This is a genomic window from Mycobacterium sp. NGS33, assembly GCF_059812885.1.
Genome location: NZ_JCALDN010000001.1, coordinates 456,181 through 481,133 on the forward strand (window position 1 = coordinate 456,181; position 24,953 = coordinate 481,133).

Genomic DNA, 24,953 nt, shown 5'->3' on the forward strand with positions numbered 1-24,953 from the left:
GTCATAGCACCTGGAGCACGCGCCCAACGCGGAGTTGCTGGGCGCCTACCTCTGCTCGGCGAAGAACTTGAGCATCGCGGCGTTGACGGCGTCGGGCCGCTCGAAGAAGCCGAGATGGCCGGTGTCGGGGATCTGCACGTAGCGGCCGTTGGGCAGCGCGTCGGCGACCTCGCGGCCCAGGTACGGCGGGGTGAGCACGTCGTCGGAGAAGCCGATCACCAGCACCGGCGTCGCGATGCTGCGGTAGGCGGTCAGCCGGCTGGTGTACGGCGCGACATCGAGCTGGGCCCGCATGCCCGGGGTGGACTTGACGGGCCAGGTGGAGAACATGGCGATCCAGTCCGCGACCGCCGTGTCGTCGTTGAGCGTCTTGCGGGAAAAGTTTTCCAGCAGGCGGATTTTCGCCTCGTAGGCGGCCGGCAGCGCGACGCCGGCGTCGGCCAGTTCGGCCTCGGCGTCACGGAAGAACTGCCGGGCCCGGTCCATCCGGCCGCGGGTGCCCATCAGCACCGCCGAGCTGACCAGCTCGGGCCGGGCCAGCATGAGCTCCTGGGTGATGAACGCGCCCATCGACATCCCGACGATGCGTGCCGGGGCCGCGTTCAGGCCTTCGATCAACGCCGCGGTGTCGTCGACCATCGTCTTCGTCGAGAAGCCCTCCGCGTTCTCGGTGGCGCCGATCCCGCGGTTGTCGAAGGTGATGACGCGGTATCCGGCCGCCAGGAACGCGGGGACTTGATAGGGGTGCCAGGTTCGTCCGGCGCCGCCGTGGCCGGCGATAAAGACCACGGGCTCACCGGAGCCGCGGTCGTCGTAAGCCAGGTTGATCACCCGGACGACGGTACAAGCAACTGATGGCAGGCCTTGACCCGGTCGATCCACCACTGCCGCCGCTCCGGCGCCGCCCGCAGCGCGTGCAGGCGCGCCGGATCGGGCGTGACCGGCCCCACCGGCAGGGCCCCGTCGACGGGCCCGGCGGTCTCGGCGACGTCGTCGACGAACAGCCCGCCGGTGCCCAGCCCGCAGGCGTGACGAAGCCGCGGCAGGGCCGCCGCGGCGGTCAGGCCCGCGGCGATGCCCACCGCCGAATCCAGCGCGCTGGAGACCACCACCGGGATGTCGATCTGCGCGGCGATCGCCAGCATGGCCGAAATCCCGCCCAGCGGAGCGACTTTGAGCACCGCGATGTCCGCGGCGCCGGCGCGGACCACGGCCAGCGGGTCGTCGGCCTTGCGGATGCTCTCGTCGGCGGCGATCGGCACCTCGACGCGGCGGCGCAGCGCCGCGAGTTCGGCGACCGTCGCGCAGGGTTGTTCGAGGTACTCCAGCGGGCCGTCGGCGCTCAGCGCCGCCGCGGCGGCCTGCGCCTCCTCGACGCTCCAGCCGCCGTTGGCGTCCACCCGCACGGTCGGCACCAGTTCGCGCACGGCGTTGACCCGGGCGACGTCGTCGGCCAGCGTCTGTCCCGGCTCGGCGACCTTGACCTTGGCCGTGCCGGCCCCGGGGAAGCGGGCCAGCACCTCGACAACGGCGGCCGCGGGCACGGCCGGCACGGTCGCGTTGATCGGCACGCGGTCGCGGCGGGTGGGCGGCGGGCCGCGATACGCGGACTCGATCCCGGAGGCCAGCCAGTGCGCGGCCTCGCGCGGCTCGTATTCGAGGAACGCACCGAACTCGCCCCAGCCCGCCGGGCCGTCGATCAGCGCGACCTCGCGGGTGGTGATGCCGCGAAACCGCACCCGCATGGGAAGGGCCACCACATGCAGGCGGTCCAGCAGGTCTTCCAGCCGGGGCGGGCGCGGCGTCACGCGCTGTAGACCCTGCGGCCCGCCAGATACGTCGCCCGCACCTCGAGGTCGGCGATCTGCTCGGGCGGCACCGCGCGCGGATCGGCCGAAAGGACCACCAGGTCGGCGTACTTGCCGACCTCCAGCGAGCCGATCACGTCGTCGGAGAACAGCTGCCAGGCCGCGTCGATGGTCTGGGCGCGGATCGCCTGGTCGACCGTCAGGCGTTCCTCGGGTCCGAGCACCCGGCCGCTCGGCGCCGTGCGGGTCACGGCCACGCTGATGTTGCGCAGCGGCTCCTCGGGCGTGACGGGCGGGTCGTTGTGCAGCGAGATGCGCATCCCGGTGGCCACCGCGGATCCCGCTGGCATCCAACGGGTTCCGTGCTCCTCGCCGAAGAGGCCGTCGACGATGACGTCGCCCCAGTAATGGATCTGGTCGACGAAGATGCTGCAGGTCACCCCGAGGTCATGGGCGCGGCGCAGCTGCTCGGGGCGGATGCCGCCGACGTGCTCGAGGCGCAGCCGGTGGTCGTCGCGCGGGTGGCGGCGCAACGCCTCCTCGTACACGTCGAGGATGGTGTCCACACCGGCGTCGCCCTGCACGTGGCAGGCCATCGGCCAACCCAGCGGGAAGTACGCGCCGACGATTTCGCGCAGCTGGTCGGCGGTGTAGTTGGCGCAGCCGCACGAACCCGGCGCGACGCCGATGATCCGGGTGGCCTCGGTGTCCAGATACGGAAACGACAGGTCGATGTTGCCGATCCACGGCGAGCCGTCGACCCAGATCTTGATGCCGACCTGGCGCAGCATGTCGTCGCCTTGCCCGGGCGTGGCGGCCGTCGACATCTGCGGGTTGGAGATCTCGTAGGTGCGCAGCCGCACCGTGAGCCGGTCGCGCAGCTGCTCGACCACCGGCCGGAAGTTCGGGTCGAACGCCATCTCCGAACAGGTGGTCAGGCCGGCCCGGTTGAGCCGGGCGCACTCGGCGAGCAGCATCCGCGGATAGTCGGCGAAGTCGATGGCCCCGCCCAGCAGCGGGAACACCGCGCCGGTCTCCTCGGCGGTGCCGTCGAGCTCGCCGTTCGCGTCGCGGCCGTATCGCGCGCCCTTGGGGTCGGGGGTGTCGCGGCTCAGCCCGTGCAGCTTGGCGGCGCGGGAGTTGAAAAAGGCCTTGTGCCCGGAGTTGTGCAGGATGACCAGCGGGGTGTCCGGTGCGATGCCGTCGAGCCAGCCCAGCGTGGGTTCGGGAAGGCCGTTCTGCAGCAGCGGATCCCAGCCGTTGAGGAAGGCGCCGTCGGAGCCGCGGCGGGCGACCTCGGCGTGGATCGCCGCGACGACGGCGTCGGCGCCGCGCATGGTGACGGGGCGGATGTCGACGATGCGGTCCGACAGCGCGACCGCCTCCATCAACGGATGCCCGTGTGCCTCAACGAAACCCGGCATCACGCAGCCGTCACCGGCGTCGACGGTCTGGGTGTCGGGGCCGGCGAATTCGGCGACCTCAGCGCGGGTCCCGACGGCGACGATCCTGCCGTCGGCGACGGCGAGCCCCTCGGCGGTGGGCCGCGCCTCGTCGACGGTCAGGATGGTTCCGGTGACGACGAGATCTGCCTGCCCCATGGGTAGGGATCGTAGTGATCCGCGGGGTCATCGAGGGTGCGGCTGACCCAAATTGCAACACGTTCTAGTCTGGCCGTATGAGTGACGATCTGTTGCGCCATCCCATTCATTCCGGACACCTGACCGTCGGTGCGCTCAAGCGCAACAAGGACAAGCCGGTGTTGTATCTCGGTGACACCACGCTGACCGGTGGTCAGCTCGCCGAGCGGATCAGCCAATACATTCAGGCGTTCGAGGCGCTCGGTGCGGGCACCGGCGCCACCGTGGGGTTGCTGTCGTTGAACCGGCCCGAGGTCCTGATGATCATCGGCGCCGGACAGACCCAGGGATACCGGCGCGTGGCGTTGCACCCCCTCGGCTCTCTGGACGACCACGCGTACGTGCTGGGCGACGCCGGCGTGACGTCACTGATCATCGACCCCAACCCGATGTTCGTCGAGCGCGCGCTGGGCTTGCTGGAGAAGGTGCCCGGCCTCAAGCAGGTCCTGACCATCGGCCCGGTCCCCGAAGAGCTGGGCGATTCCGCGGTGGACCTGGTGGCCGAGGCCGCGAAGTTTTCGCCAAAGCCGTTGGTGGCGGCCGACCTTCCGCCCGATCACATCGGCGGGATGGCCTACACCGGCGGCACCACCGGTAAGCCCAAGGGCGTACTGGGCACCGCGCAGTCGATCACGACGATGACCACGATCCAGCTCGCCGAATGGGAGTGGCCGGAGAACCCGCGCTTCCTGATGTGCACCCCGCTGTCGCACGCCGGGGCGGCGTTCTTCGTGCCGACCATCATCAAGGGCGGCGAGCTGGTGGTGCTCACCAAGTTCGACCCGGCCGAGGTGCTGCGGGTGATCGAGGAGCAGAAGATCACCGCGACCATGCTGGTGCCGTCGATGATCTACGCGCTGATGGACCATCCGGATTCGCACACCCGTGACCTCTCCTCGCTCGAGACGGTCTACTACGGCGCCTCCGCGATGAACCCGGTGCGGCTGGCCGAGGCCATCCGTCGCTTCGGGCCGATCTTCGCCCAGTACTACGGGCAGTCCGAAGCCCCGATGGTGATCTCGTACCTGGCCAAGAAGGACCACGACGAGAAGCGGCTCACCTCGTGTGGGCGGCCCACCCTGTTCGCCCGCACGGCGCTGTTGGACGCCGACGGTAACCGGGTGCCGCAGGGCGAGGTCGGCGAGATCTGCGTGTCCGGGCCGCTGCTTTCCGGCGGGTACTGGAACCTGCCGGAGGAGACGGCCAAGACGTTCAAGGACGGCTGGCTGCACACCGGCGACATGGCCCGCGAGGACGAGGACGGCTTCTGGTTCATCGTCGACCGGGTCAAGGACATGATCGTCACCGGTGGGTTCAACGTGTTTCCGCGCGAGGTCGAGGACGTGGTCGCCGAGCACCCGGCCGTGGCGCAGGTGTGCGTGATCGGAACGCCCGACGAGAAGTGGGGCGAAGCCGTGACCGCCGTGATCGTGCTGCGGCCCGACCATCCCTCCGACGACGAGGCGGTGGCGCGGGTGACCGCGGAGATCCAGGCCGCGGTCAAGGAGCGCAAGGGTTCGGTGCAGTCGCCCAAGCAGGTGATCGTCGTCGAGTCGGTGCCGGTGACCGCGCTGGGCAAGCCGGACAAGAAGGCCGTGCGCGCGCAGTTCTGGGAGGGCGCCGCCCGCTCTGTGGGCTGAGTTCGTTCGCGAGCGTGAACCCAACTTCACGCTCGCGCCCGAGCGTGAAAGTAACTTCACACTCGGCGGCTACGTGGTCACGCCCGCGACAAGCAGGTCGAGCATGCGCCCCGTCTGCTCCGGTGACCCGCTGACCAAGAAGATGCCGATCAGGCTGGACACCACGTCGTCGGCGTGCACGTCGGCGCGCAGGCTCGCGTCGTCGGCGCCGGCCCGCAACAGCGACTCGACGGCGCCCACGATGCTGTCGCGGGTCTGGCTGGGCGCAAGAGCGCCGGAGTCGAAGATCGCCTGCAGGGACTCGGCCATGCCGCGCTTGGCGGCCACGAAGCTCGCGTAGCGGTCCATCCAGCGCCGCAGCGCGATCGCGGGTGGATGGCGCCCGAGCAGCTGGTCGGCGGCCGCGGCCACCTCGGCGAGCTCGGCGCGGTACACGGCCTCGACGAGAGCCTCCCGGTTCGGGAAATGGCGATACAGCGTGCCGATCCCCACCCCCGCGTCGCGGGCGATCGACTCGAGCGGGACCGACGCCCCGTGCGCGGTGAACGCCGCCGTGGCGGCCGCCAGCAGCCGTTCGCGATTGCGGCGCGCGTCCGACCGTCCGACCAAAGCGGAGGCTCCTCCGGTTCTGTTACGCTGGAAGGCGGAGGCCCCTCCGCTTTCACCAGTGTGTCACCAAATCGTTCAGGAGCACCATGACAGACCAACACCGGCCCGGCGGCATCGGCACACTGGGCACCACGCCCGTCGCCCGCATGGGCTACGGCGCAATGCAACTGTTCGAGGCGACAACGGTCGACGACGCGGCCGCGGTGCTGCGTCGCGCGGTCGAACTGGGCGTCAACCACATCGACACCGCGTCGTTCTACGGCCCCGGCGAGGTGGACCGCCGGATCCGCGCGGCGCTGGCCCCCTACCCCGACGACCTCGTCATCGTCAGCAAGGTCGGCGCGCGCTACACCGGCGAACAGCCGATCCCGCTGGCTCCGGCACAACGGCCCGCCGAGCTGCGCGCCGCCGTCGAGGACGACCTGCGCCAGCTCGGCCTAGACCGCGTCCCGGTGGTCAACCTGCGCCGGCTCGACGCCGGGATCGGGATGACCGCCGAGGGCGACCAGATCGTGGACCTCGACGACCAGCTGGCCGAGATGATCGCCCTGCGCGACGAGGGCAAGATCGGCGCGATCGGGATCAGCAGTGTGACGCTGGACGTGCTGCGGCGCGCGCTGCCCGCCGGCATCGTCTGCGTGCAGAACGCCTACAGCCTGCTGGACCGCTCCCAGGAAGCCACGCTCGAGTTGTGCGTGGACGAGGGCATCGCATGGGTGCCCTACTTCCCGCTCGGCTCGGCCTTCCCCGGATTTCCGAAGGTCGCCGACAACCCGGTGGTGGCCGACATCGCCGGCGAGTTGGGCCTCACCGGCGCCCAGGTCGGGTTGGCCTGGATCCTGGCGCACGCCCCGAACACGTTGCTGATTCCCGGGACCCGCTCCGTCGCGCACCTCGAAGAGAACATCGCCGCGGCCGGCGTCACACTGAGCGCCGAGGCGATCGCTCGGCTCGACGCCGTCGCCACCCCCGGCGCCGACCCCTGGGCGCAGGGCGTCGAACCCTTCCTGGAGCGGCCGCCCGCCTGACTACTGTGTCAGGCATGGCAAGCGCTGACGGGCTCAAGCCGCCCTGGTGGCTGAAACCCGCGAACAAGGTGCTCATTCAGCTCTCCCGGCTGGGGCTGAGCTTCGGCGGGGAAAGCCCGGTCGTGTTGACGGTGCCCGGCCGCAAGTCCGGGACGCCCCGGTCGACGCCGGTGACACCGATGACCGTGGACGGCAAACGCTATGTGGTGGGCGGATTTCCGGGCGCGGATTGGATCCGCAATGTCCGCGCCGCCGAATACGCGACGCTGGCCCGCGGCCGGCACCGCGAGCGGGTGCGGATGGTGGAGCTGTCCGCGGACGCGGCGCGCCCGTTCCTGCGGGCGTTTCCCACCGAGGTGCCCACCGGCGTCGGCTTCATGAAACGCTCCGGGCTGGTCACCGACGGCCGCCCCGAAGAGTTCGAGGCGCTGGCCGGCGTATGTCCGGTATTTCGGCTTGACCCGGCATAGGAGTTCGAAGACCTTGAGTGACAACCCCTTTGACGCCCACCAGTGGCGACCGGTCGACGGGTTCGGCGACCTGACCGACATCACCTATCACCGGCATGTCGACGACGCCACGGTGCGGGTGGCGTTCGACCGGCCCGAGGTGCGCAACGCGTTCCGGCCGCACACCGTCGACGAGCTCTACCGGGTGCTCGACCACGCCCGGATGTCCGCGGGAGTCGGCGTGGTGCTGCTGACCGGCAACGGCCCGTCGCCCAAGGACGGCGGCTGGGCGTTCTGCTCCGGTGGCGATCAGCGCATCCGCGGGCGCAGCGGCTATCAGTACGCCAGCGGCGAGACCGCCGACACCGTCGACACCGCCCGCGCCGGCCGGCTGCACATCCTCGAGGTCCAGCGGCTGATCCGGTTCATGCCCAAGGTGGTCATCTGCCTGGTCAACGGGTGGGCGGCCGGCGGCGGGCACAGCCTGCACGTGGTGTGCGACCTCACCCTGGCCAGCCGCGAACACGCCCGCTTCAAGCAGACCGACGCCGACGTAGGCAGCTTCGACGGCGGCTACGGCAGCGCATATCTGGCCCGTCAGGTCGGCCAGAAGTTCGCCCGCGAGATCTTCTTCCTCGGCCGCCCCTACACCGCCGAGCAGATGCACCAGATGGGTGCGGTCAACGAGGTCGTCGACCACGCCGAGCTCGAACGCGTCGGCGTGCAGTGGGCGCGCGAGATCAACGCCAAATCCCCGCAGGCGCAACGGATGCTGAAGTTCGCGTTCAACCTGCTCGACGACGGCTTGGTGGGCCAGCAGCTGTTCGCGGGCGAGGCCACCCGGCTGGCCTACATGACCGACGAGGCCGTCGAGGGCCGCGACGCCTTCCTGGAAAAGCGCGACCCGGACTGGAGCCGGTTCCCGCGCTACTTCTGAGCCGAGGGGCCTGCCGGGCAACCGCCTAGACTCGCGTCACGTGAGCAAGAGTCCCCTTCGCCGGATCGCCGACCAGTTCGTGCTGGCGACCATGCGCCCTCCGATGGCGCCGCAAGTGCTGGTCAACCGTCCGCTGATCAAGCCGATCGAGCTGGGCGGCAAGCGGATCCTGCTGACCGGGGCGTCGTCGGGCATCGGCGAGGCCGCGGCCGAACAGTTCGCCCGGGCGGGCGCCACGGTGGTCGTCGTCGCCCGCCGCCAGGAACTGCTCGACGCGCTCGCGGACCGCATCATCTCGGCGGGCGGTGACGCCATCTCGATCCCGTGCGACGTCTCGGATATGGACGCCGTCGACGCGCTTGTCGCCGACGTCGAACAGCGACTCGGCGGAATCGACATCCTCATCAACAACGCCGGCCGGTCCATCCGCCGGCCGCTGGCCGAGTCGCTGGAACGCTGGCATGACGTCGAGCGGACGATGGTGCTCAACTACTACGCGCCGCTGCGGCTGATCCGGGGGCTGGCTCCCGGAATGATCGAGCGCCGCGACGGCCACATCATCAACGTCTCGACGTGGGGCGTGCTGTCGGAGGCCTCACCGCTGTTCGCCGTCTACAACGCCTCGAAGGCCGCGCTGTCCACGGTGAGCCGCGTGGTGGAAACCGAGTGGGGCGACAAGGGAGTGCATTCGACGACGCTGTACTACCCGCTGGTGGCCACCCCGATGATCGCGCCGACGAAGGCCTACGAGGGCATGCCGGCGCTGACGTCGGAGGAGGCCGGCGAGTGGATGATCACCGCCGCCCGTACCCGCCCGGTGCGCATCGCCCCGCGGATGGCGATAGCCGCCAAGGCGCTGGACACCTTCGGCCCCCGCTGGGTCAACGCCGTCATGCAGCGCCAGAGCATCCAGCCGAACCGCAACAGCGACGGCTGATCCGGCCGCTCATCGGGCCGTTCGACCCCGGCATTGTGATAGACACGACGCTATGGAGATCCTGGCCAGTCGGATGCTGCTCCGGCCGGCGGACTATCAGAAGTCGCTGACCTTCTATCGCGACCAGATCGGCCTGGCAATAGCTCGTGAATACGGCGGAGGCACAGTCTTTTTCGCCGGGCAGTCGCTGCTCGAGCTGGCCGGTTACGGCTCCCCGGACCACTCGCGCGGCCCCTTCCCCGGCGCGCTGTGGCTGCAGGTCCGCGACATCCAAGCCACCCAGGCCGAGCTGCGCGGCCGAGGGGTGACGATCGCGCGCGAGGCGCGCCAGGAACCGTGGGGCCTGCACGAGATGCACGTCACCGACCCGGACGGGATCACGCTGATATTCCTCGAAATACCCTCCGACCACCCGCTACGGCGCGACACCCGAAATGAACGACCGGGAAATTCCGGTTAACTGAGAGGTAACATCTGGCGACGAGTCAAGGTACACCCGCGTTTCGAGTGCCCCAGCATTCGACAATGGAAACCTCCTACCACCAGAATCAGGCGCTGTGAACATCCAATTGTTCCTCTTGATCATCGTCGTAATCACGGCACTCGCTTTCGATTTCACCAACGGCTTCCACGACACGGGCAACGCGATGGCGACCTCCATCGCCTCTGGTGCGCTCAAACCCAAAGTGGCGGTCGCGCTCTCGGCGGTCCTCAACTTGGTGGGCGCGTTCATGTCCACCGCCGTCGCCGCAACCATCGCCAAGGGCCTCATCGACGGGCACATCGTCACGCTAGAACTGGTCTTCGCCGGCCTAGTCGGCGGCATCGTCTGGAACCTGCTGACCTGGTTGCTCGGCATTCCCTCCAGCTCCTCACACGCCCTGATCGGCGGCATCGTCGGCGCCACCATCGCGGCCGTCGGCGCACACGGCGTGATCTGGAAGGGCCTCGTATCCAAGGTGCTCATCCCGGCCGTCGTTGCCGCCGTCCTGGCCATCGCTGTCGGAGCGATAGCGACCTGGTTGGTCTACCGCGTCACGCGCGGCCTCGACACGAAGCGCACCGAGGCCGGATTCCGGTACGGCCAGTGGGGCTCGGCCTCGCTGGTCTCGCTGGCGCACGGCACCGGCGACGCGCAGAAGACGATGGGCATCATCTTCCTCGGGCTGATGTCCTACGGCGCGGTCAGCAAGACCGCCGCGTCGCCGCCGCTGTGGGTGATCGTCTGTTGCGCCCTGGCGATGGCTGCGGGCACCTACCTGGGCGGCTGGCGGATCATCCGCACCCTGGGCAAGGGGCTGGTGGAAATCCAATCGCCGCAGGGCATGGCCGCCGAGTCGTCCTCGGCCGCGGTCATTCTGCTGTCCACCCACTTCGGTTACGCGCTGTCGACGACGCAGGTCTGCACCGGTTCCGTCCTAGGCAGCGGGCTGGGCAAGCCCGGCGGCGAGGTCCGCTGGGGAGTGGCCGGCCGCATGGGCGTTGCCTGGCTGGTCACCCTCCCGTTGGCCGGGCTGGTCGGCGCGGTCACCTACTGGATCGTCCACATCATCGGCGGATACCCCGGCGCGATCATCGGGTTCTCGCTGCTGATCGCGGTCTCGGCGACCATCTACATCCGGTCGCGCAAGGTCAAGGTCGACCACCACAACGTCAACGCCGAATGGAAGGGCGACCTGACCAGCGGGCTCGAAGAGTCCGACGATCAGCACCCGCACTCGGGCGCCGGAACCGCGTCCGGCGGCGGCACCACCCCCCGATTCGGCTCCGACGATCCCACCATTAAGGCGAATGCGTGATGAGTCACTTCAGCGACTGGTTCAACTACCAGGCCTCCCTCAAGATCCTGCTCTTCGCCATGTTGGCCGGCGCCGCGTTGCCGGGGTTGTTCGCCCTGGGGCTACGGTTCCAGGCGATCGGCGCCGGAGAGGTCGGGACCGACGGCGGCTCGCCGCAGAAGAACCCGATGCTGCTGGCGGTCGCGTGGGCGATCTTCGCCATGGTATTCGTGGTGATCGCCTTCGCGCTGGCCTACATCTCCCGCGACTTCATCGCCCACCAAACCGGCACCGCGTTCCTCGGGGCGAAACCCAAGTAGCATCGGTTAATGCCCACCGAGTTACCGAACCGGACACCGGGGGGAGCTGTGTCAGCGTGAACGGATTTCTCAATTCCATCGTCTCCTGGCTGCGCGCGGGATACCCCGAAGGCGTCCCGGCGACCGACACCTTCCCGGTGCTCGCGCTGCTGGCCCGCCGGTTGTCCAACGACGAAGCCAAGGCGGTGGCCTGCGAGCTGGTTCGGCGCGGTGAGTTCGACGATGTCGACATCGGCGTGTTGATCACCCAGGTCACCGATGAGTTGCCGTCGCCGGAGGACGTTGAGCGCGTGCGGGTCCGGCTGTCGGCCCAGGGCTGGCCGTTCGACGAAGCCGACGAGGCCGGGGACCCGGCATAGCCGGACTGCGCGCGCTGCACGTCCCGCCGGGCGCGGCGGTTTCGACGCTGTTGCCTGCCCTGGAACGGGTGCTCGACGGGCGCGATCCCGCACTGGTCGCCCTGCCCGCGGGCGACGATCGCGAGTCGGCCGCGCTGCGGGCCGGCCTGCGCGTCGGGGAATCCATCGACGACGACGTGGCCCTGGTCGTGGCGACGTCGGGCACCACCGGAATTCCCAAGGGCGCCTTGCTGACCGCCGCCGCCCTGACGGCCAGCGCGGCGGCCACCCACGACCGCCTCGGCGGGCCGGGCGGCTGGCTGCTCGCCCTGCCGCCGCACCACATCGCCGGGATGCAGGTCTTGGTGCGCGGCGTGCTCGCCGGAACCGCGCCGGTCGAGATGGACGTCACCTCGGGTTTCGACGTCGCCCAATTGCCCGGTGCGATAAGGGAATTGGGCCCGGGTCGGCGGTACACGTCGCTGGTCGCCGCGCAATTGGCCAAGGCGCTGGGTGATCGAGCGGCCGCGGCCGCGCTCGCCGAACTGGACGCGGTGCTGCTCGGCGGCGGCCCCGCGCCGCGACCCGTCCTCGACGACGCGGCCGCGGCGGGCATCACCGTGGTCCGCACCTACGGGATGAGCGAAACCGCCGGCGGGTGCGTGTACGACGGTGTCCCGCTGGACGGGGTGCGGCTGCGTACGGTCGACGGCCGCATCGTCATCGGGGGTGCGACGCTGGCCAAGGGCTACCGCAACCCGGTGGACCCGGACCCCTTCGCCGAGCCGGGCTGGTTTCGCACCGAGGACCTCGGCGCCGTCAGCGATGCCGGCGTGCTGACCGTGCTGGGCCGCGCGGACGACGCGATCAGCACGGGCGGGTTGACCGTGCTGCCGCAACCGGTCGAGGCGGCCCTGTGCGCCCATCCGGCCGTGCGCGACTGCGCGGTGTTCGGGGTGCCCGACGACCGGCTGGGGCAGCGGGTGGTCGCCGCGATCGTGGTCCGCGACGGATCCGCCGCGCCGGGCCTGGACGACCTGCGCGCGCAGGTGACCCGCACCCTGGACGCCACCGCGGCCCCGCGCGAGCTGCATGTCCTTGCCGCGCTGCCGCTTCGGGGCATCGGCAAGGTCGACCGCGCGGCGTTGGTGCGCCGGTTCGCCGCCCCGAGCGATCAATAGGCTGTTCGTCCGTGAGGATCGCTCGACGGGAGGCAGCGCGCGAGGCGGTAGCGGTCACGGTCGGGGTGGCGTTGGTGGCGGCGGCCTTCGTGCTGCCGCGGCTGAACCTCGGGGTGCGGCCACGCCTGGACGTCGGCCGGGAGAAATTCGCCACCCATGCCGGCTCCGCGCCGATCTTCGGCGAATGGCTGATCCACGCCGGCTGGGGAACCGCGCCGGCCATCGCCATCGCGATCGCCGTCGTCGCGTGGGGACCCGTTCTGGCGCAACGCCTTTCGTGGCGGGCGCTGACGCTGGGCAGCTGGGCCACCGCGTGCGGCTGGGCGTTCGCGCTGGCGATGATCGACGGCTGGCAGCGCGGCTTCGCCGGCCGGCTGACCACCCGGGACGAATACCTGTCGCAGGTGCCGGGCATCACCGACATTCCCGCCGCGCTGCGCACGTTTTCCAGCCGGATCGTGGACTACCAGCCGAGCTCGTGGACCACCCACGTGTCGGGGCATCCGCCCGGGGCGCTGCTGACGTTCGTCTGGCTGGACCGCCTCGGCCTGCACGGCGGCGCCTGGGCCGGGCTGCTGTGCCTGCTGGCCGGCTCGAGCGCGGCGGCCGCGGTGGTGATCGCCGTGCGCGCGCTGGCCGACGAGCCCACCGCGCGGCGCGTCGCCCCGTTCGTCGCCCTGGCGCCGACGGCCATTTGGGTGGCGGTCTCGGCCGACGGATATTTCGCCGGGGTGGCGGCGTGGGGCATCGCGCTGCTGGCCGTGGCGGTGCACCGCCCGGTCCGCTTCCCCGCGCTGACGGCCGCGGGCGCGGGCCTGCTCCTGGGCTGGGGCGTGTTCTGCAACTACGGCCTGATGCTGATGGGGCTGCCGGCTCTGGCGGTGCTCGCGTCCGCGCGGCGGCCGGGCGGCCGCTTTGCGGACTGGCGCGCGATCCTGCGGGCCCTGGGCCCGGCGGCGCTGGCCGCGATCGCGGTGGCGGTGGCCTTCGCGGTCGCCGGGTTCTTCTGGTTCGACGGCTATACGCTGGTGCAGCAACGCTATTGGCAGGGCATCGCCAAGGACCGGCCGTTCCAATATTGGAGCTGGGCCAACCTGGCGTGCGTGGTCTGCGCGATCGGGCTGGGGGGCGTCGCGGGGATCGGCCGGGTGTTCGACCGGGCCGCCATCGGCCGCCGCTCCGGTTTTCCTCTGCTGCTGTTGGGTGTGCTGGCCGCCGTTGTCCTGGCCGACCTGAGCATGCTCAGCAAGGCCGAGGTGGAGCGCATCTGGCTGCCGTTCACCGTCTGGCTCACCGCGGCGGGCGCCCTGCTGCCGGTGCGGTCACACCGGATCTGGTTGGCGCTCAACGCGATCGGCGCGCTGGCGCTCAACACGATAATCCTGACGCACTGGTAGCTCGCTAGAGGCCGGCCGCGCGGGTGACGCGCGCGAACCGACTGCCGGGCGCGCAGTCCCCGCGCACCACCGCGACGTCGTCGACGAAGTCCACGTCGGCCAGCGTCTGCACCGTCACCACGTCAATGCCGTTGTTGCGCAATGCCTTCAACGTGAGTTCGCCGGTGTCGGGCACCGACATCGGCACGGTGCGCAGGCAGTCGGCCATCGCCGGCTGCCGCACGCCCAGCACCCACCAGCCGCCGTCGCGGGCCGGCCCGAGCACCGCCGGCGCTTCGAGCAGCCGGCGCGCGCAGCCCGCCAACAGATCGGCGGTGACCTGGGGGGTGTCCATCCCGATCTGCAGCACCGGCAGCCCGGCGGCCGCGTCGGCGTGGGCGTTGGCGAGCCGGGCCGCGAAATCCTCGCCGCGCTGGGGGATCACGGTGAAGCGCGCCAGCACCTCGCGGATCTCGGCGGCGTTCGCGGCGCCGGCCACGTCCCCGGTCAGCGCCACCACCCGGGCCGCAACCGGCGCGGCGGCCACGGCGTCGAGCGTGTCGAGCAGTGCGGCGGCGGCGATTTCGGCGGCGACCCGATCGCCCACGGCCGCCGCGAGTCGCGTCTTGGCCCGGCCCGGTTCGGGCGCCTTGGCGACCACCAGCAGGGTCACCGGCAAGGCGCTCACGAAATCACCTTCCAGAAGTCGAGGATCGCGGTGATGCTGCCCCGCAGCGAGCCGCTGACCTTCGACTTGCCGCCCGTGCGCGGGCCGTAGCTGATGTCGAGTTCGACGACGCGCCAGCCGGCGGCCGCCGCGCGCACCAACAACTCCAGCGGGTAACCCGATCGCCGGTCCGCGACGCCGAGCTGCAGCAGGGCATCGCGGCGGGCCACCCGCATCGGCGCGATGTCGTGCACCGGCAGGCCGTGACGGGTGCGCAGTCGCCAACTCATGACCACGGTGCCCACCCGCGCCACCCAGGGCCAGTGCAGCCCGGGCACGGGGCGGCGCCGCCCGGTCACCAGGTCCGCGCCCCGCTCGAGCTCGGCGACCAACCGGGGCAGCTCGCCGCCGTCCATCGAGCCGTCGGCGTCGATGACCGCCACGATCGGGGTGGCCGCGGCCAGCACGCCCGCGTGCACGGCCGAGCCGTATCCGGCCCGCGGTTCGGCGACGACTCGGGCGCCGTGCCGGCTCGCGACCCCGGCGGTGTCGTCGGTGCTGTTGTTGTCGACCACCAACGCGCGGTAGCCGGCGGGAAGGGTGGCCAGGACGGCCGGCAGCGACTCCTCCTCGTTGAGGCAGGGCAGCACCACCGTCACCTGGCCGTCGGCGTCGGGCACGCTCAGAACCCGCGGTGGGGGCGCGGCTCCTGCGGAAACAGCGGCTGCGAATGCGTCGGCGGCACGGTCTGCTGGGTGTGCGTCGGTGCCGGCGCCTGCGTGGTCGCCTTGGTGCTCGGCGGCGAATACGTCGTCGTCGGCGGCTCGTGCGTGGTGGTCGGCGGCGAATACGTCGTCGTCGGCGGCGAATACGTCGTCGTCGGCGGCTCGTGCGTGGTGGTCGGCGGCGAATACGTCGTCGTCGGCGGCGAATACGTCGTCGTCGGCGGCTCGTATGTGGTGGTCGGCGGCGAGAACGTGGTCGTCGGCGGCGAGAAGGTGGTCGTCGGCGGCGTGTAGGGAGGGCTGTACGGCGGGTTGTAGGGCGGGTAGTTCGGCCCCCACCCAGGGATCGGGATGGGAATCGGAATGGGCACCGGCACAATGGGATTGGGGCGCGGCGCCCAACCGGGTTCGGGGTTGGGCACGACGCCGGGGTTGACCGGGGCCTCGGGCACCGGACCGGCCGGGACCCCGCCCCCTGACGGCGGCGCGACCTGCTGCGGAACCGGGTTGTTCGGGGCCGGGACGGTGCCGCCCTGGAATCCGGCGTTGGGCGCATCGGCCGGGGGCGGCGGCAGCCGCGCCTGCTGCTGGCTCGGCAGGATCGGCATGAACTTGCCCGGGGTGCCGTTCTGCACCCCCACCACCGGCTGCCGGCTGGCGGTGGGCTCGACGGCGACCGCGATCGCGGTGGCCAGCGATGCCAACCCGATCACCGCGAAGGCGACGACGGCGTTGCCGATCACCAACGACCGCCGCGACAGCTTGGACTCGGCCTCGTCGACGTCGCCGTACTCGTAATCGTCGAGTTCGGGGTCGTACTCGTCGAATTCGCCGGGATATTGCTCGCCGTCATCGGCCATCGAGTAGGCCAGCTGTTGGTCTTCGGCGTCCGGATCGGCGAACTCGGCCGCCGGCACGATGGTCGTCTCGTCCCCGGCGGCCCCGGCCGCGGGCGCCATCGCGGTGGCATCCCCGAACGCCGGGGCCATCGCGGTCTCGTCGCCGGTCAGCCCGGCCGCCGGCGCCAGGGCCGTCGCGTCCCCCGTCGCGTCCGCTCCCGCCGCGAGCGCCGGCGCGGCGGCGATGGCCGCGCCGCGCGCGAGCGCGAAGGTGGGGTCCTCGGCGACCTGCACACGCATGGTCGAGCCGTCGCGAAGCTCGTCGGCGACCCGGTTCAGATCCGGCGAGGCGCCCAGCAGATACACGTCCTGCGGGGCGTCCGGGTGGGCGCCGAGGCTGGCCATCATGGTGTGGAACGCGGCGGTCGCATCGCCGCCGGGGGCGTCGGCCAGCGGCTGGGTGGCCAGCACGGTCGGCGGCGCGTCCGGATCGCCGTCGCCCGAACCCACCATCGACAGCGTGGCCGTCGCCTCATCCATCACCAGCGCCGCGCCCGGTCGCCCGGCCGCGCGCATCAGGGCGGCCACCGCCTGCGACTCCGAGAGCACCGCCACGTTGTGGACGCCGGAATCCTCCAGGGCCCGCCGCAACCGGTCGGCGGCGGGGTGGTCGGTCCAGCACACCCGGGTGCCGACCAGCCGGTGGTTCTCGTCGGCCAGCAGCCGGTTCGTGCCGACCACGGTCTCGGTCAGCGTCCCTATCGGATTGCCGGCGAGGTCGACGACGGATTGGTCGATCACCTCCCCCTGCGCGCCCGGCCCGACGAGCGCCAAGCGGGCGACGGGGCCGGTGACCGCGACCCCCAAAACGACGTCCATCCCGCTTCTCCTTCACCCTGGCTACCCCGCAACCAGCATGTCCCGGCATCACTACACTTGCGATACCGTTGGCAGTGTCAGTCACCCAGGCGACAGGCTTTGCCTACTAGCGCAGCGTAACCAGCTTTTCGAACGACAGGACGGTCGCCGCGGAATCGTCTCCGCCCCAGCGGTCGCTCCCAGCCACTGCCACGGCATCCGAACGGAGAATATGTTCGCAAGCGAGCAGTGCACTTGGCTCGGCGGGGTGATCCCCGGCCGAACACCCGAAACTGCGCCACGAATGTCGGTCCTTGAATCCCTGGGGGCATGGTGAGCCAGAGCAGCGACGACACGCCTACCGGCCCCATCCGCGGTCAGGACGAGCAGGCGCCGGCGACCCGCATCATCCGCCCACATGCCACGGGTGGCGGCGTGCCGGCTCCCGCGGCGAGCGGGCGCTACCGGCACGTCGCCGGCGACCTGGCCGCGGTGGTCCTGCTGGTGCTCGCGCTGTTCCTGCCGTGGAACCTCTACTTCGGCCTGGGAATCCCGAACAGCAGCGCGACCTGGGCCGCGGTGTTGATCGCGGTGACGGTGCTGGCCGTCGCCGCCGTCGCCCTGGCGGGTTCCTGGCGCTCGAGCGGCGCGCGGTTCAACCCCGCGCGGGCCGCCCGGCTTCGCCTGGCGCTCAACGTCCCCTACCTGCTGCTGGTGCTCGGCTTCGTGGTGTTCGACGCGTACGAGACCGTCCGTTTGGGCGGCACGGTCAACGTGCCGGGCGGCGTCGGTCCGGGCGCGTGGGCCGGGGTCGCCGGCGCGCTGTTGAGCGCCCAGGCGGTGCCGGCCGGCGCACTGGCCGGACCGGTTCCGGCGGGCGACGAGTCCACCGGCTGGCACAGATCGGCGCGGGTCATCGGCGCGCTGTCGATGATCGCGGCGGTGCTCAGCTTCGGTTTCAACCTGTACTGGCGGGTGCGGTACGCCCTGCAAAGCACCGGCGGCGCGCAGGAATTCGGCAAGCAGAACATCGCGGTGATCGTGACCGCGGTGGTGTATGGCGTGGTGGCATTGGTCGCGGTCCTGGTCGCCTCCAGGTGGCTGCTGCGCAGCGCCCGGGCGAGCCGGCTGACCATCACCGCGCTCGGCGCCTCGACGCTGGCCGCCGGGATCCTGGTGTGGTTCTTGCCCGCCGGTCGTGACCTCGACGCGTTCCACGGCATCGCGCAGAACACGTCCACCGCCGGAGTCGGGTTCGAGGGCTACCTGGCGTGGGCGGCCGGGGCGGCGCTGTTCGCGCCGCGGGCGCTGTTCGGGCACCGCAACGCTTCGACGACGGAGGAATCCGCGTGGCGCGAGACCGCCCGAAATGGCTTGCTGCTGATCGCCATCTGGTGCGTGGGGTCGGTGGCGATGCGGATCACCGACCTGGTCGTCGGCGTGATTCTGAATTACCCGTTCTCCCGGTACGACAGCATCGTGCTGGCCGCGTTCGATCTCATCACGGCGGTGCTGGCGTTCTGGCTGCGCCGCAGGCTGGCCACAATGTCGGCGCGGATGGTCACGTCGCTGTGCGGGCTGGTCGCCGCGCTCAGCGTCGCCCGCGTGATCGTGGGCGTCGAGCTGGCGCCGCGGTTCGCGGACTCGCCCAATTCGCCCGCGCTGCACCCGGTTTACGGCAACAACCTGGCCCAGCAGATCACCAGCACGTTCGACGTGACGTTGTGCGGCCTGGCGCTGGGCATCCTGGTGGCGGCCATCGTCACCGGGCAATTGCGCGGTCGGCGGCTGGCCCGCCGCGCCGCCCGCCGGCGCGCCGCCGCGGCGAACGCGGCGGCACCGACCACCCGGGTCCCCGTCGCCCACGTGGCGGGGCCGTCGGCCGCGGCGACCACCCGCATCCCCAGCGGCGCCGGCGCCGACCACGAACCGCCGACCACCGAGATCCCGCCGCTGGCGGGCGGGCCCCGGATCTTCCGCGGCGACGACACCGGAACGCGGCAGATCGCCGCGCAGAAGCCGCAGATCTACCGTCCGCCGCAGGGCTAGCGCTCACCGCAGGGGCGCGAACGCGAATTCACGCAGCCCGTCCCCGGGCGTGACGGCCGCACGGAACCCCAGCACCTCGGCGGCCCGGGACGGGTCGGCGACGATGTGGCGCACGTCGCCGCTGCGGTACTGCCCGGTGACCACCGGGGACAGCGAGCCGCCGCGCGCGTCGCACAGCGCGCGGGCCACCTCCAAAATCGAAATGGGTTGTCCCGAGCACACATTGACGGCAGTGAACCCGTCGCGTCGCTGCATGGCCGCGACGTTGGCGGCGGCCACGTCGTCGACGTGGACGAAGTCGCGCATCTGGCCGCCGTCTTCGAAAACCCTTGGCGGATCGCCCTTTTCCAACGCCGAGCGGAAGATGGCCGCCACCCCGGAGTAGGGGGTGTCGCGCGGCATGCCCGGGCCGTAGACGTTGTGGTAGCGCAGCGCCACCACCGAGCCGCCCGTGGCCTCCGCCCAGGCCAGGGCGTAATGCTCTTGGGCGGTCTTGCTGGCGGCGTAGAGGCTTCGCGGCCGCAGGCAGGCGTCCTCGCCGACCAGGCGCCAGTCCAGTTCCTCCCCGCCGAGCGGGCAGCGGTGCTCGAAGGCCCCGGCGTCGAGGTCGGCGCGCCGCCGCGGCAGCGGATCCACGGGCCCGTGCCGCTCGCAGTGATAGCTCCCCTGCCCGTAGACCACCATCGACGAGGCCAGCACCAGGCGGCGCACCCCGGCGGCGAACATCTGGGCCAGCAGGACCGTGGTGGCCAGGTCGTTGTGGCCGCCGTAGGCGGGGGCGTCGGCGGCGTCCACGCCCGCACCCACCATCGCCGCCTGATGGCACACCACGTCCACGCCCGCCAGCAGGGGTGCCAGCGCGTCGGCGTCGCGCACGTCGACGCGGTGACATCCCCGCGGCAGCACCGCATTCGGGCCGTGCGCGGCGGGCAGCAACGCGTCCAGGGCGACCACCTCGTGTCCGGCCGCCCGCAGCGCGGCGTCCACCCGCGACCCGATGAACCCGGCCGCCCCGGTCAGCAGCACCCTCACGGCAGCTCGATGGGCAAGGTGACGCCCGCGTGCGGCAGGCAGTGCGTGCAGCTGCGCTCGGCGGCGACCCGGGCGATCGCCTGGCGCACCAGCGTCTTGAACACTTCGACGTTCTTCTCGAATTGCGCGAACACGTCGACCGTCTTCACGCCCTCGCCCGCGTTCACCCCGGCATCCAGGTCGGTCACCAAAGCGATTGCCGCGTAGCATATTTCGAGTTCACGGGCGAGCACCGCCTCGGGATAGCCGGTCATGTTCACCAGCGAGAAACCGGCCGAGGCGAACCACCGGCTTTCGGCGCGGGTGGAAAAGCGCGGTCCCTGGATCACCACCATGGTGCCGCCGTCGACGACGTCGGGCAGGCCGGTGACCGCGTCGCGCAGCGCCGGGCAGTACGGGTCGGCGAAATCCACATGGATGCCGCCGGAGTCGAAATAGGTGTCGGCGCGGCCGCGGGTGCGGTCGACGAGCTGGTCGGGCACCACGACGGCGCCCGGGCCGAGTTCGGGGTTGAGGCTGCCCACCGCGCACGGCGCGAGCACCCGCCGCACGCCGAGCTTGCGCAGCGCCCACATGTTGGCCCGATACGGCACGGTGTGCGCGGAGAATTCGTGCTTGGCGCCGTGGCGGGGCAGGAAGGCCACCTCGTGGTCGCCGACGGCGCCGACGGTGACCGGGGCGCTGGGCGGCCCGTAGGGAGTGTCGACGGTGACGTCGTGGGTGTCGGATCCGAAGAAGGTGTAGAAGCCGCTGCCGCCGATGACTCCGAGCATCCGACCATTGTGGTGCATGACGCCTCCGGCGATCGCCGGTGCGGGCGCGCGGGCCGCGGCCCGCGCCCTGGCAGGATGTTCGTGTGGCCAATTTCGGGCAGTGGATTTCGGGTGCGCGGCCGCGGACGTTGCCCAACGCGGTCGCGCCGGTGGTCGCGGGCACCGGGGCGGCGGCGTGGCTGGGGTCCGCGGTGTGGTGGAAGGCGTTGCTGGCGCTGGCCGTCGCGCTCGCGCTCACCATCGGCGTCAACTACGCCAACGACTACTCCGACGGCATCCGTGGCACCGACGACGACCGGGCCGGGCCGGTGCGCCTGGTCGGCTCGCGGCTGGCGGCGCCGCGCGCGGTGCTGGCCGCCGCGGTCACCAGCCTGACCGTCGGCGCGCTGGCCGGCCTCGCGCTGGCGCTGTGCAGCGCGCCGTGGCTGATCGCGGTGGGCGCGGCCTGCATCGCCGGGGCGTGGCTGTACACCGGCGGGTCGAAACCCTACGGCTACGCCGGTTTTGGCGAGATCGCGGTGTTCCTGTTCTTCGGGCTCGTCGCCGTGCTGGGCACCCAGTACACCCAGGCGCTGCGGGTGGACTGGGTGGGGCTGGTGCTGGCGGTGTCGATCGGGGCGTTGTCCTCCTCGGTGCTGGTGGCCAACAACCTGCGGGACATTCCGACCGACGCGCGCTCGGGCAAGATCACGCTGGCGGTGCGGCTGGGCGATGCCCGCACGCGGATGCTGTATCAGGCGCTGCTGGGGACCGCCGGGGTGTTGACCCTGGTGCTCATGGTGGCGACGCCGTGGTGCGCCGTTGGATTGGTGGCCACACCGCTGGCCCTGCGGGCGGCGGCGCCGGTGCGCGCCGGTCGCGGCGGGCCGGAGCTGATCCCGGTGTTGCGCGACACCGGGCTGGCGATGGTGGTGTGGGCGATCGCGGTCGCAACGGCGTTGGCCGTGGCTACCTAACGACGAGGCAAGGGCTACCCACAGTGCGGGCAAAGACCCCCGAGCGCGGCGCTTCTGGGGTACCTTTGCGTCTGCTCGGCGATAGCGGAGGACCGCAATGAACCAGATTGCCGCGACCAGCGGGCCCACGAACATCGGCTTGCTCAGCGTGGGGTCATACCGCCCCGAGCGGGTGGTCACCAACGACGAGCTCTGCGAGAACATCGACTCGTCCGACGAGTGGATCTTCACGCGGACCGGGATCAAGACCCGCCGGTTCGCCAGGCGCGACGAATCCGTCACCTCCATGGCCACCGAGGCCGGGCTGGAGGCGATCACCAAGGCGTCCCTCGAGCCATCCGACATCGATTGCGTCCTCGTCGCCACCAGCACCCATTTCACCCAGACCCCGCCGTGCGCGCCGGCGGTCGCGACGGCGTTGGGTGCCACCGGCGTGCCCGCCTTCGACATCTCGGCGGGCTGCGCGGGCTTCGGCTACGCGCTGGGCGTGGCGGCCGACATGATTCGCGGCGGGACGGCCGCCAAGGTGTTGGTGCTCGGTTCGGAGAAGCTGTCCTGCACCGTGGACATGACGGACCGGAGCAACTGCTTCATCTTCGCCGACGGCGCGGCCGGGGTGGTGGTGGGCGAGACACCCGACCAGGGCATCGGACCCACCGTGTGGGGCAGCGACGGCGCGCACGCCTCCGCCATCCGACAGGACATCGAGTGGATCGACTTCCTGGACAACCGCACCGGCGAGCGCCCGTACCTGCGCCTCGAAGGCAGCGCGGTGTTCCGGTGGGCGGCGTTCGAGATGGGCAAGGTCGGCCGGCAGGCGATGGACGCGGCGGGTGTGCGGCCCGACGAGATCGACGTGTTCCTGCCGCACCAGGCCAACAGCCGGATCAACGAGGTGCTGGCCAAGAGCCTCGATCTGCGCCCGGAAGCGGTCGTGGCCAACGACATCGAGCACACCGGGAACACCTCCGCCGCGTCCATCCCGCTGGCGATGGCCGAATTGCTGGCGACCGGCGCGGCCAAGGCCGGCGACCTGGCCCTGCTGCTCGGTTACGGCGCGGGCCTGAGCTACGCGGCCCAGGTCGTCCGGCTGCCGAGCGGCTAACCGCGCCCTGATTCTTGGTCGCCGCCCCCGTCGGGTGGCGCGTCGCCGTGCAGCCGGGCCTGGAGCAGTTCGCGCTCCCGGCGGCGTCGTTCCCCGGCGATCGCGAGCGCGGCGGTGGCCCGGCGGCGCAGCGGGGCGAACACCCAGATGCCCAGCGGCATCGCGATGATCAGCGCGAACAGCACGGCCACCACGATCGGGAACTGGCTGATGCCCGCCAGGCGGGCCACCCCGTAGATCACGCCGGTGAGCGCGGCCGCCAGCAGCACCCGCGCCGCCATGTACGCCAACACGGGCACGGCGACGCGGTTTTCGGCGCGTGGCGCCGCGCCCTCGTTCGGTGCGTTCCCGGTGCTGTCGTCGCTAGCTTCGTGTGACACAGGCTGAGCCTACGGCGCGGGTATATTCGCCCACAGGAGGTGTTGCGTGCTCTACCTGCTGCTCGTCGTGATTTTGGGGACGCTGATCTACGTTGGCTGGCGTGCTGCGCGATCGCAGGCCCATCGGCCGAAGACGCGCGTCATCGGGCCCGACGACGATCCGGATTTCTTGCGGCGGTTGGGTCACGGCGACAACAACCCGCGCTAACCCAGCACTCCCGGGTTGTGCTGGTCGCCGGGGAATCCGTCGGCGACGACGGCGGCCAGCTCGGTGAGCGCTTCGCGCGTCCCGCGCCGTAGCCGGTCCAATTCGATCTCGGCGCCCTCTTCGAGGTGCGGGTCGAACGGCACCAGCTGAACCGCCCGGCAGCGCCGGGAGAAGTGGTCGATCACCTTGTTCATGTCGACCTTGCCCGGGCGAGACTTCACCCCGTTGATGACCGCGATGGAGTTGCGGACCAGGTTCTCGTGGCCGTGGGCGTCCAGCCAGTCCAGCGTCGCCGAGGCGCTGCGGGCGCCGTCGATGGACGCCGAGCTGACCACGATGAGCGCGTCCGCCTTCTGCAGCACCGAGCTCATCACCGAGTGCAGCAACCCGGGCCCGCAGTCGGTGAGCACCAGGCCGTAGAACCGTTCCAGGATGTCGAGGATCCGCTCGTAGTCCTGCGCGCTGAACGCCTCGGATACGGCGGGGTCCGTCTCGGACGCCAGCACCTCCAGGCCGCTCGGCCCCTTGGAGGTGTAGCGGCGCACATCGCTGTACCGCTCGATGGTTCCGGCGTCGTGCAGCAGCTGGCGCACCGTCGCGGCCGTCTCCAGCGGGATCTTCTGGCTCAGCGTGCCGCGGTCGGGGTTGGCGTCCACGGCCACCACCCGGTCACCGCGGATCGAGGCGAAGGTGGCGCCCAGCGTCGCGGCGATCGTGGTCTTGCCGACGCCGCCCTTGAGCGACAGGAACGCCACCCGGTAGGAACCCCGCAGGGGCCGGTTCACCTGGGCGACCAGGTTGTTGTACCGGGTGGCCCGCGGGCTCTCGCCCAGGTTGATCAGCCCGCCGGACAGCTTGAACAGCAGCAGCCGCCATCCGTCGGAGGGCGGTGGGGCGACCGGCCGCAGCAACATGCCGGTGGACAGTTCCGGATACGGGGTGTGCGGCAGGCGCTCGGGACGCTGCGGCACCCCCTTGATCTGGGTCGGCGGCGCGTCCGGGCCGGTGTAGTAGGCGCCGTACGCCGTCGGGTCGACGCGCGGGATGCCGGTCACCGGCGTGGCGTCCCAGGGCGGCATCCCGCCCGGCCTGGGCGCCGGGGGCGGCGCGGCGGGCTGACGTTCGGGACCGGGGACGCGGCGTTCGGTGCGGAATCCGGCGAAGGCACGGGTGGGGGCGTCACCGCCGGAGTCGGCCTGCGGTGGGGCGGCCTCCGGCTGGTCCGTCGCCGACGGCGTCTGCGGGGGAATCTGGGTGGTCGGTTGTTCGGGCGCCCCCACGCCCGTCGTTGGATGCTCGGTCACTGCACTCCCCCTTGTC

25 protein-coding genes and 1 pseudogene are annotated in these 24,953 nt (G+C 71.2%); 15 read left to right on the forward strand and 11 right to left on the reverse strand.

The annotated features are described in order from the left end of the window. Positions 1–45 precede the first annotated feature (45 nt). From AC5Y5B_RS01915 to AC5Y5B_RS01925, 3 genes are read right to left on the reverse strand one after another with little or no spacing between them, the layout of a single operon-like run. Positions 46–831, reverse strand: a complete 786-nt coding sequence (locus tag AC5Y5B_RS01915) for an alpha/beta fold hydrolase (RefSeq protein WP_112632266.1) — start codon at positions 829–831, stop codon at positions 46–48. Next, on the reverse strand, positions 828–1,745 hold the full coding sequence (locus tag AC5Y5B_RS01920; RefSeq protein WP_240631695.1) for an o-succinylbenzoate synthase: 918 nt from the start codon (positions 1,743–1,745) through the stop codon (positions 828–830). The genes AC5Y5B_RS01915 and AC5Y5B_RS01920 overlap by 4 nt, the downstream gene beginning before the upstream one ends. A gap of 59 nt (positions 1,746–1,804) precedes the next feature. After that, positions 1,805–3,409: an amidohydrolase gene (locus AC5Y5B_RS01925; protein WP_500003073.1), complete on the reverse strand. Its 1,605-nt coding sequence runs from the start codon at positions 3,407–3,409 to the stop codon at positions 1,805–1,807. 77 nt (positions 3,410–3,486) lie between these two features. On the opposite strand from AC5Y5B_RS01925, the gene fadD8 reads away from it, so the two are divergent. Next, positions 3,487–5,088, forward strand: coding sequence for a fatty-acid--CoA ligase FadD8 (gene fadD8 / locus AC5Y5B_RS01930; RefSeq protein ID WP_500003075.1), 1,602 nt, complete (start codon positions 3,487–3,489; stop codon positions 5,086–5,088). A 69-nt stretch (positions 5,089–5,157) separates the two neighbouring features. Here fadD8 and AC5Y5B_RS01935 read toward each other — a convergent pair whose 3' ends face one another. Further along, complete coding sequence (locus tag AC5Y5B_RS01935; protein ID WP_500003077.1) at positions 5,158–5,697, reverse strand: TetR/AcrR family transcriptional regulator; 540 nt, start codon at positions 5,695–5,697, stop codon at positions 5,158–5,160. A gap of 86 nt (positions 5,698–5,783) precedes the next feature. Here AC5Y5B_RS01935 and AC5Y5B_RS01940 point away from each other — a divergent pair, with 86 nt between their 5' ends. The 10 genes and pseudogenes from AC5Y5B_RS01940 to AC5Y5B_RS01985 all read left to right on the forward strand — a co-directional run bounded on the left by AC5Y5B_RS01940 (position 5,784) and on the right by AC5Y5B_RS01985 (position 14,062). Further along, complete coding sequence (locus tag AC5Y5B_RS01940; protein ID WP_500003079.1) at positions 5,784–6,725, forward strand: aldo/keto reductase; 942 nt, start codon at positions 5,784–5,786, stop codon at positions 6,723–6,725. A gap of 14 nt (positions 6,726–6,739) precedes the next feature. After that, complete coding sequence (locus tag AC5Y5B_RS01945; protein WP_500003083.1) at positions 6,740–7,195, forward strand: nitroreductase family deazaflavin-dependent oxidoreductase; 456 nt, start codon at positions 6,740–6,742, stop codon at positions 7,193–7,195. Between the two features lie 13 nt (positions 7,196–7,208). After that, positions 7,209–8,111: a 1,4-dihydroxy-2-naphthoyl-CoA synthase gene (locus AC5Y5B_RS01950; protein WP_112632259.1), complete on the forward strand. Its 903-nt coding sequence runs from the start codon at positions 7,209–7,211 to the stop codon at positions 8,109–8,111. 40 nt (positions 8,112–8,151) lie between these two features. Then, complete coding sequence (locus AC5Y5B_RS01955; protein ID WP_112632258.1) at positions 8,152–9,048, forward strand: SDR family oxidoreductase; 897 nt, start codon at positions 8,152–8,154, stop codon at positions 9,046–9,048. Positions 9,049–9,100: 52 nt separating this feature from the next. Continuing rightward, positions 9,101–9,508 carry a VOC family protein gene (locus tag AC5Y5B_RS01960; RefSeq protein WP_112632257.1) on the forward strand — a complete coding sequence of 136 codons (408 nt, stop codon included), beginning with the start codon at positions 9,101–9,103 and terminating at the stop codon, positions 9,506–9,508. A 97-nt stretch (positions 9,509–9,605) separates the two neighbouring features. Then, a pseudogene (locus tag AC5Y5B_RS01965) lies at positions 9,606–10,806 on the forward strand (inorganic phosphate transporter); the annotation flags it as partial. A 40-nt stretch (positions 10,807–10,846) separates the two neighbouring features. After that, positions 10,847–11,146 carry a hypothetical protein gene (locus AC5Y5B_RS01970; protein WP_112632255.1) on the forward strand — a complete coding sequence of 100 codons (300 nt, stop codon included), beginning with the start codon at positions 10,847–10,849 and terminating at the stop codon, positions 11,144–11,146. Between the two features lie 56 nt (positions 11,147–11,202). Then, entirely contained in the window at positions 11,203–11,505 is a 303-nt protein-coding gene (locus AC5Y5B_RS01975; protein ID WP_500003808.1) for a DUF3349 domain-containing protein, read from the forward strand. Between the two features lie 68 nt (positions 11,506–11,573). After that, complete coding sequence (gene menE, locus AC5Y5B_RS01980; RefSeq protein WP_500003812.1) at positions 11,574–12,665, forward strand: o-succinylbenzoate--CoA ligase; 1,092 nt, start codon at positions 11,574–11,576, stop codon at positions 12,663–12,665. Between the two features lie 11 nt (positions 12,666–12,676). Then, the gene (locus tag AC5Y5B_RS01985; RefSeq protein ID WP_500003089.1) at positions 12,677–14,062 is read left to right on the forward strand and encodes a hypothetical protein; all 1,386 of its coding nucleotides are present in this window, start codon (positions 12,677–12,679) and stop codon (positions 14,060–14,062) included. 4 nt (positions 14,063–14,066) lie between these two features. On the opposite strand, the gene AC5Y5B_RS01990 is transcribed toward AC5Y5B_RS01985, so the two are convergent. Genes AC5Y5B_RS01990 through AC5Y5B_RS02000 form a run of 3 tightly spaced genes read right to left on the reverse strand, consistent with a single transcriptional unit; the run spans position 14,067 to position 17,151 of the window. Further along, on the reverse strand, positions 14,067–14,729 hold the full coding sequence (locus AC5Y5B_RS01990; RefSeq protein WP_112635869.1) for a TIGR04282 family arsenosugar biosynthesis glycosyltransferase: 663 nt from the start codon (positions 14,727–14,729) through the stop codon (positions 14,067–14,069). Next, on the reverse strand, positions 14,726–15,388 hold the full coding sequence (locus AC5Y5B_RS01995) for a glycosyltransferase family 2 protein (RefSeq protein WP_205869249.1): 663 nt from the start codon (positions 15,386–15,388) through the stop codon (positions 14,726–14,728). Before AC5Y5B_RS01995 ends, AC5Y5B_RS01990 begins: the two co-directional genes overlap by 4 nt. A 2-nt stretch (positions 15,389–15,390) precedes the next feature. Beyond that, positions 15,391–17,151 (reverse strand): DUF7159 family protein, encoded by a 1,761-nt coding sequence (locus AC5Y5B_RS02000; protein WP_500003094.1) that lies wholly within the window; start codon positions 17,149–17,151, stop codon positions 15,391–15,393. A 309-nt stretch (positions 17,152–17,460) separates the two neighbouring features. On the opposite strand from AC5Y5B_RS02000, the gene AC5Y5B_RS02005 reads away from it, so the two are divergent. Then, entirely contained in the window at positions 17,461–19,179 is a 1,719-nt protein-coding gene (locus AC5Y5B_RS02005; RefSeq protein ID WP_500003098.1) for a DUF7937 domain-containing protein, read from the forward strand. Between the two features lie 3 nt (positions 19,180–19,182). On the opposite strand, the gene AC5Y5B_RS02010 is transcribed toward AC5Y5B_RS02005, so the two are convergent. Then, on the reverse strand, positions 19,183–20,211 hold the full coding sequence (locus AC5Y5B_RS02010; RefSeq protein WP_500003102.1) for an NAD-dependent epimerase/dehydratase family protein: 1,029 nt from the start codon (positions 20,209–20,211) through the stop codon (positions 19,183–19,185). Then, the gene (locus AC5Y5B_RS02015; RefSeq protein WP_500003103.1) at positions 20,208–20,984 is read right to left on the reverse strand and encodes an S-methyl-5'-thioadenosine phosphorylase; all 777 of its coding nucleotides are present in this window, start codon (positions 20,982–20,984) and stop codon (positions 20,208–20,210) included. The genes AC5Y5B_RS02010 and AC5Y5B_RS02015 overlap by 4 nt, the downstream gene beginning before the upstream one ends. 83 nt (positions 20,985–21,067) lie before the next feature. On the opposite strand from AC5Y5B_RS02015, the gene AC5Y5B_RS02020 reads away from it, so the two are divergent. Beyond that, entirely contained in the window at positions 21,068–21,940 is an 873-nt protein-coding gene (locus AC5Y5B_RS02020; RefSeq protein ID WP_112631726.1) for a 1,4-dihydroxy-2-naphthoate polyprenyltransferase, read from the forward strand. A 97-nt stretch (positions 21,941–22,037) separates the two neighbouring features. After that, positions 22,038–23,045 (forward strand): beta-ketoacyl-ACP synthase III, encoded by a 1,008-nt coding sequence (locus AC5Y5B_RS02025; protein WP_112631569.1) that lies wholly within the window; start codon positions 22,038–22,040, stop codon positions 23,043–23,045. On the opposite strand, the gene AC5Y5B_RS02030 is transcribed toward AC5Y5B_RS02025, so the two are convergent. Further along, complete coding sequence (locus tag AC5Y5B_RS02030; protein WP_430917771.1) at positions 23,042–23,425, reverse strand: DUF4229 domain-containing protein; 384 nt, start codon at positions 23,423–23,425, stop codon at positions 23,042–23,044. The genes AC5Y5B_RS02025 and AC5Y5B_RS02030 overlap by 4 nt on opposite strands. Positions 23,426–23,471: 46 nt before the next feature. Between AC5Y5B_RS02030 and AC5Y5B_RS02035 the strand changes: the two genes are divergently transcribed. Further along, the gene (locus AC5Y5B_RS02035; protein ID WP_085977768.1) at positions 23,472–23,633 is read left to right on the forward strand and encodes a hypothetical protein; all 162 of its coding nucleotides are present in this window, start codon (positions 23,472–23,474) and stop codon (positions 23,631–23,633) included. On the opposite strand, the gene AC5Y5B_RS02040 is transcribed toward AC5Y5B_RS02035, so the two are convergent. Next, complete coding sequence (locus AC5Y5B_RS02040) at positions 23,630–24,937, reverse strand: MinD/ParA family ATP-binding protein (RefSeq protein ID WP_112631571.1); 1,308 nt, start codon at positions 24,935–24,937, stop codon at positions 23,630–23,632. The genes AC5Y5B_RS02035 and AC5Y5B_RS02040 overlap by 4 nt on opposite strands. Between the last annotated feature and the right edge of the window lie 16 nt (positions 24,938–24,953).

Excerpts from the sequence above, each read along its gene's own strand:
- AC5Y5B_RS01920 (WP_240631695.1), bottom strand. The coding sequence starts at position 1,745 with ATGCGGGTGCGGTTTCGCGGCATCACCACCCGCGAGGTCGCGCTGATC.
- AC5Y5B_RS01925 (WP_500003073.1), bottom strand. The coding sequence starts at position 3,409 with ATGGGGCAGGCAGATCTCGTCGTCACCGGAACCATCCTGACCGTCGAC.
- fadD8 (WP_500003075.1), top strand. The coding sequence starts at position 3,487 with ATGAGTGACGATCTGTTGCGCCATCCCATTCATTCCGGACACCTGACC.
- AC5Y5B_RS01940 (WP_500003079.1), top strand. The coding sequence starts at position 5,784 with ATGACAGACCAACACCGGCCCGGCGGCATCGGCACACTGGGCACCACG.
- AC5Y5B_RS01945 (WP_500003083.1), top strand. The coding sequence starts at position 6,740 with ATGGCAAGCGCTGACGGGCTCAAGCCGCCCTGGTGGCTGAAACCCGCG.
- AC5Y5B_RS01960 (WP_112632257.1), top strand. The coding sequence starts at position 9,101 with ATGGAGATCCTGGCCAGTCGGATGCTGCTCCGGCCGGCGGACTATCAG.
- AC5Y5B_RS01970 (WP_112632255.1), top strand. The coding sequence starts at position 10,847 with ATGAGTCACTTCAGCGACTGGTTCAACTACCAGGCCTCCCTCAAGATC.
- AC5Y5B_RS02000 (WP_500003094.1), bottom strand. The coding sequence starts at position 17,151 with ATGGACGTCGTTTTGGGGGTCGCGGTCACCGGCCCCGTCGCCCGCTTG.
- AC5Y5B_RS02005 (WP_500003098.1), top strand. The coding sequence starts at position 17,461 with ATGGTGAGCCAGAGCAGCGACGACACGCCTACCGGCCCCATCCGCGGT.
- AC5Y5B_RS02015 (WP_500003103.1), bottom strand. The coding sequence starts at position 20,984 with ATGCTCGGAGTCATCGGCGGCAGCGGCTTCTACACCTTCTTCGGATCC.
- AC5Y5B_RS02025 (WP_112631569.1), top strand. The coding sequence starts at position 22,038 with ATGAACCAGATTGCCGCGACCAGCGGGCCCACGAACATCGGCTTGCTC.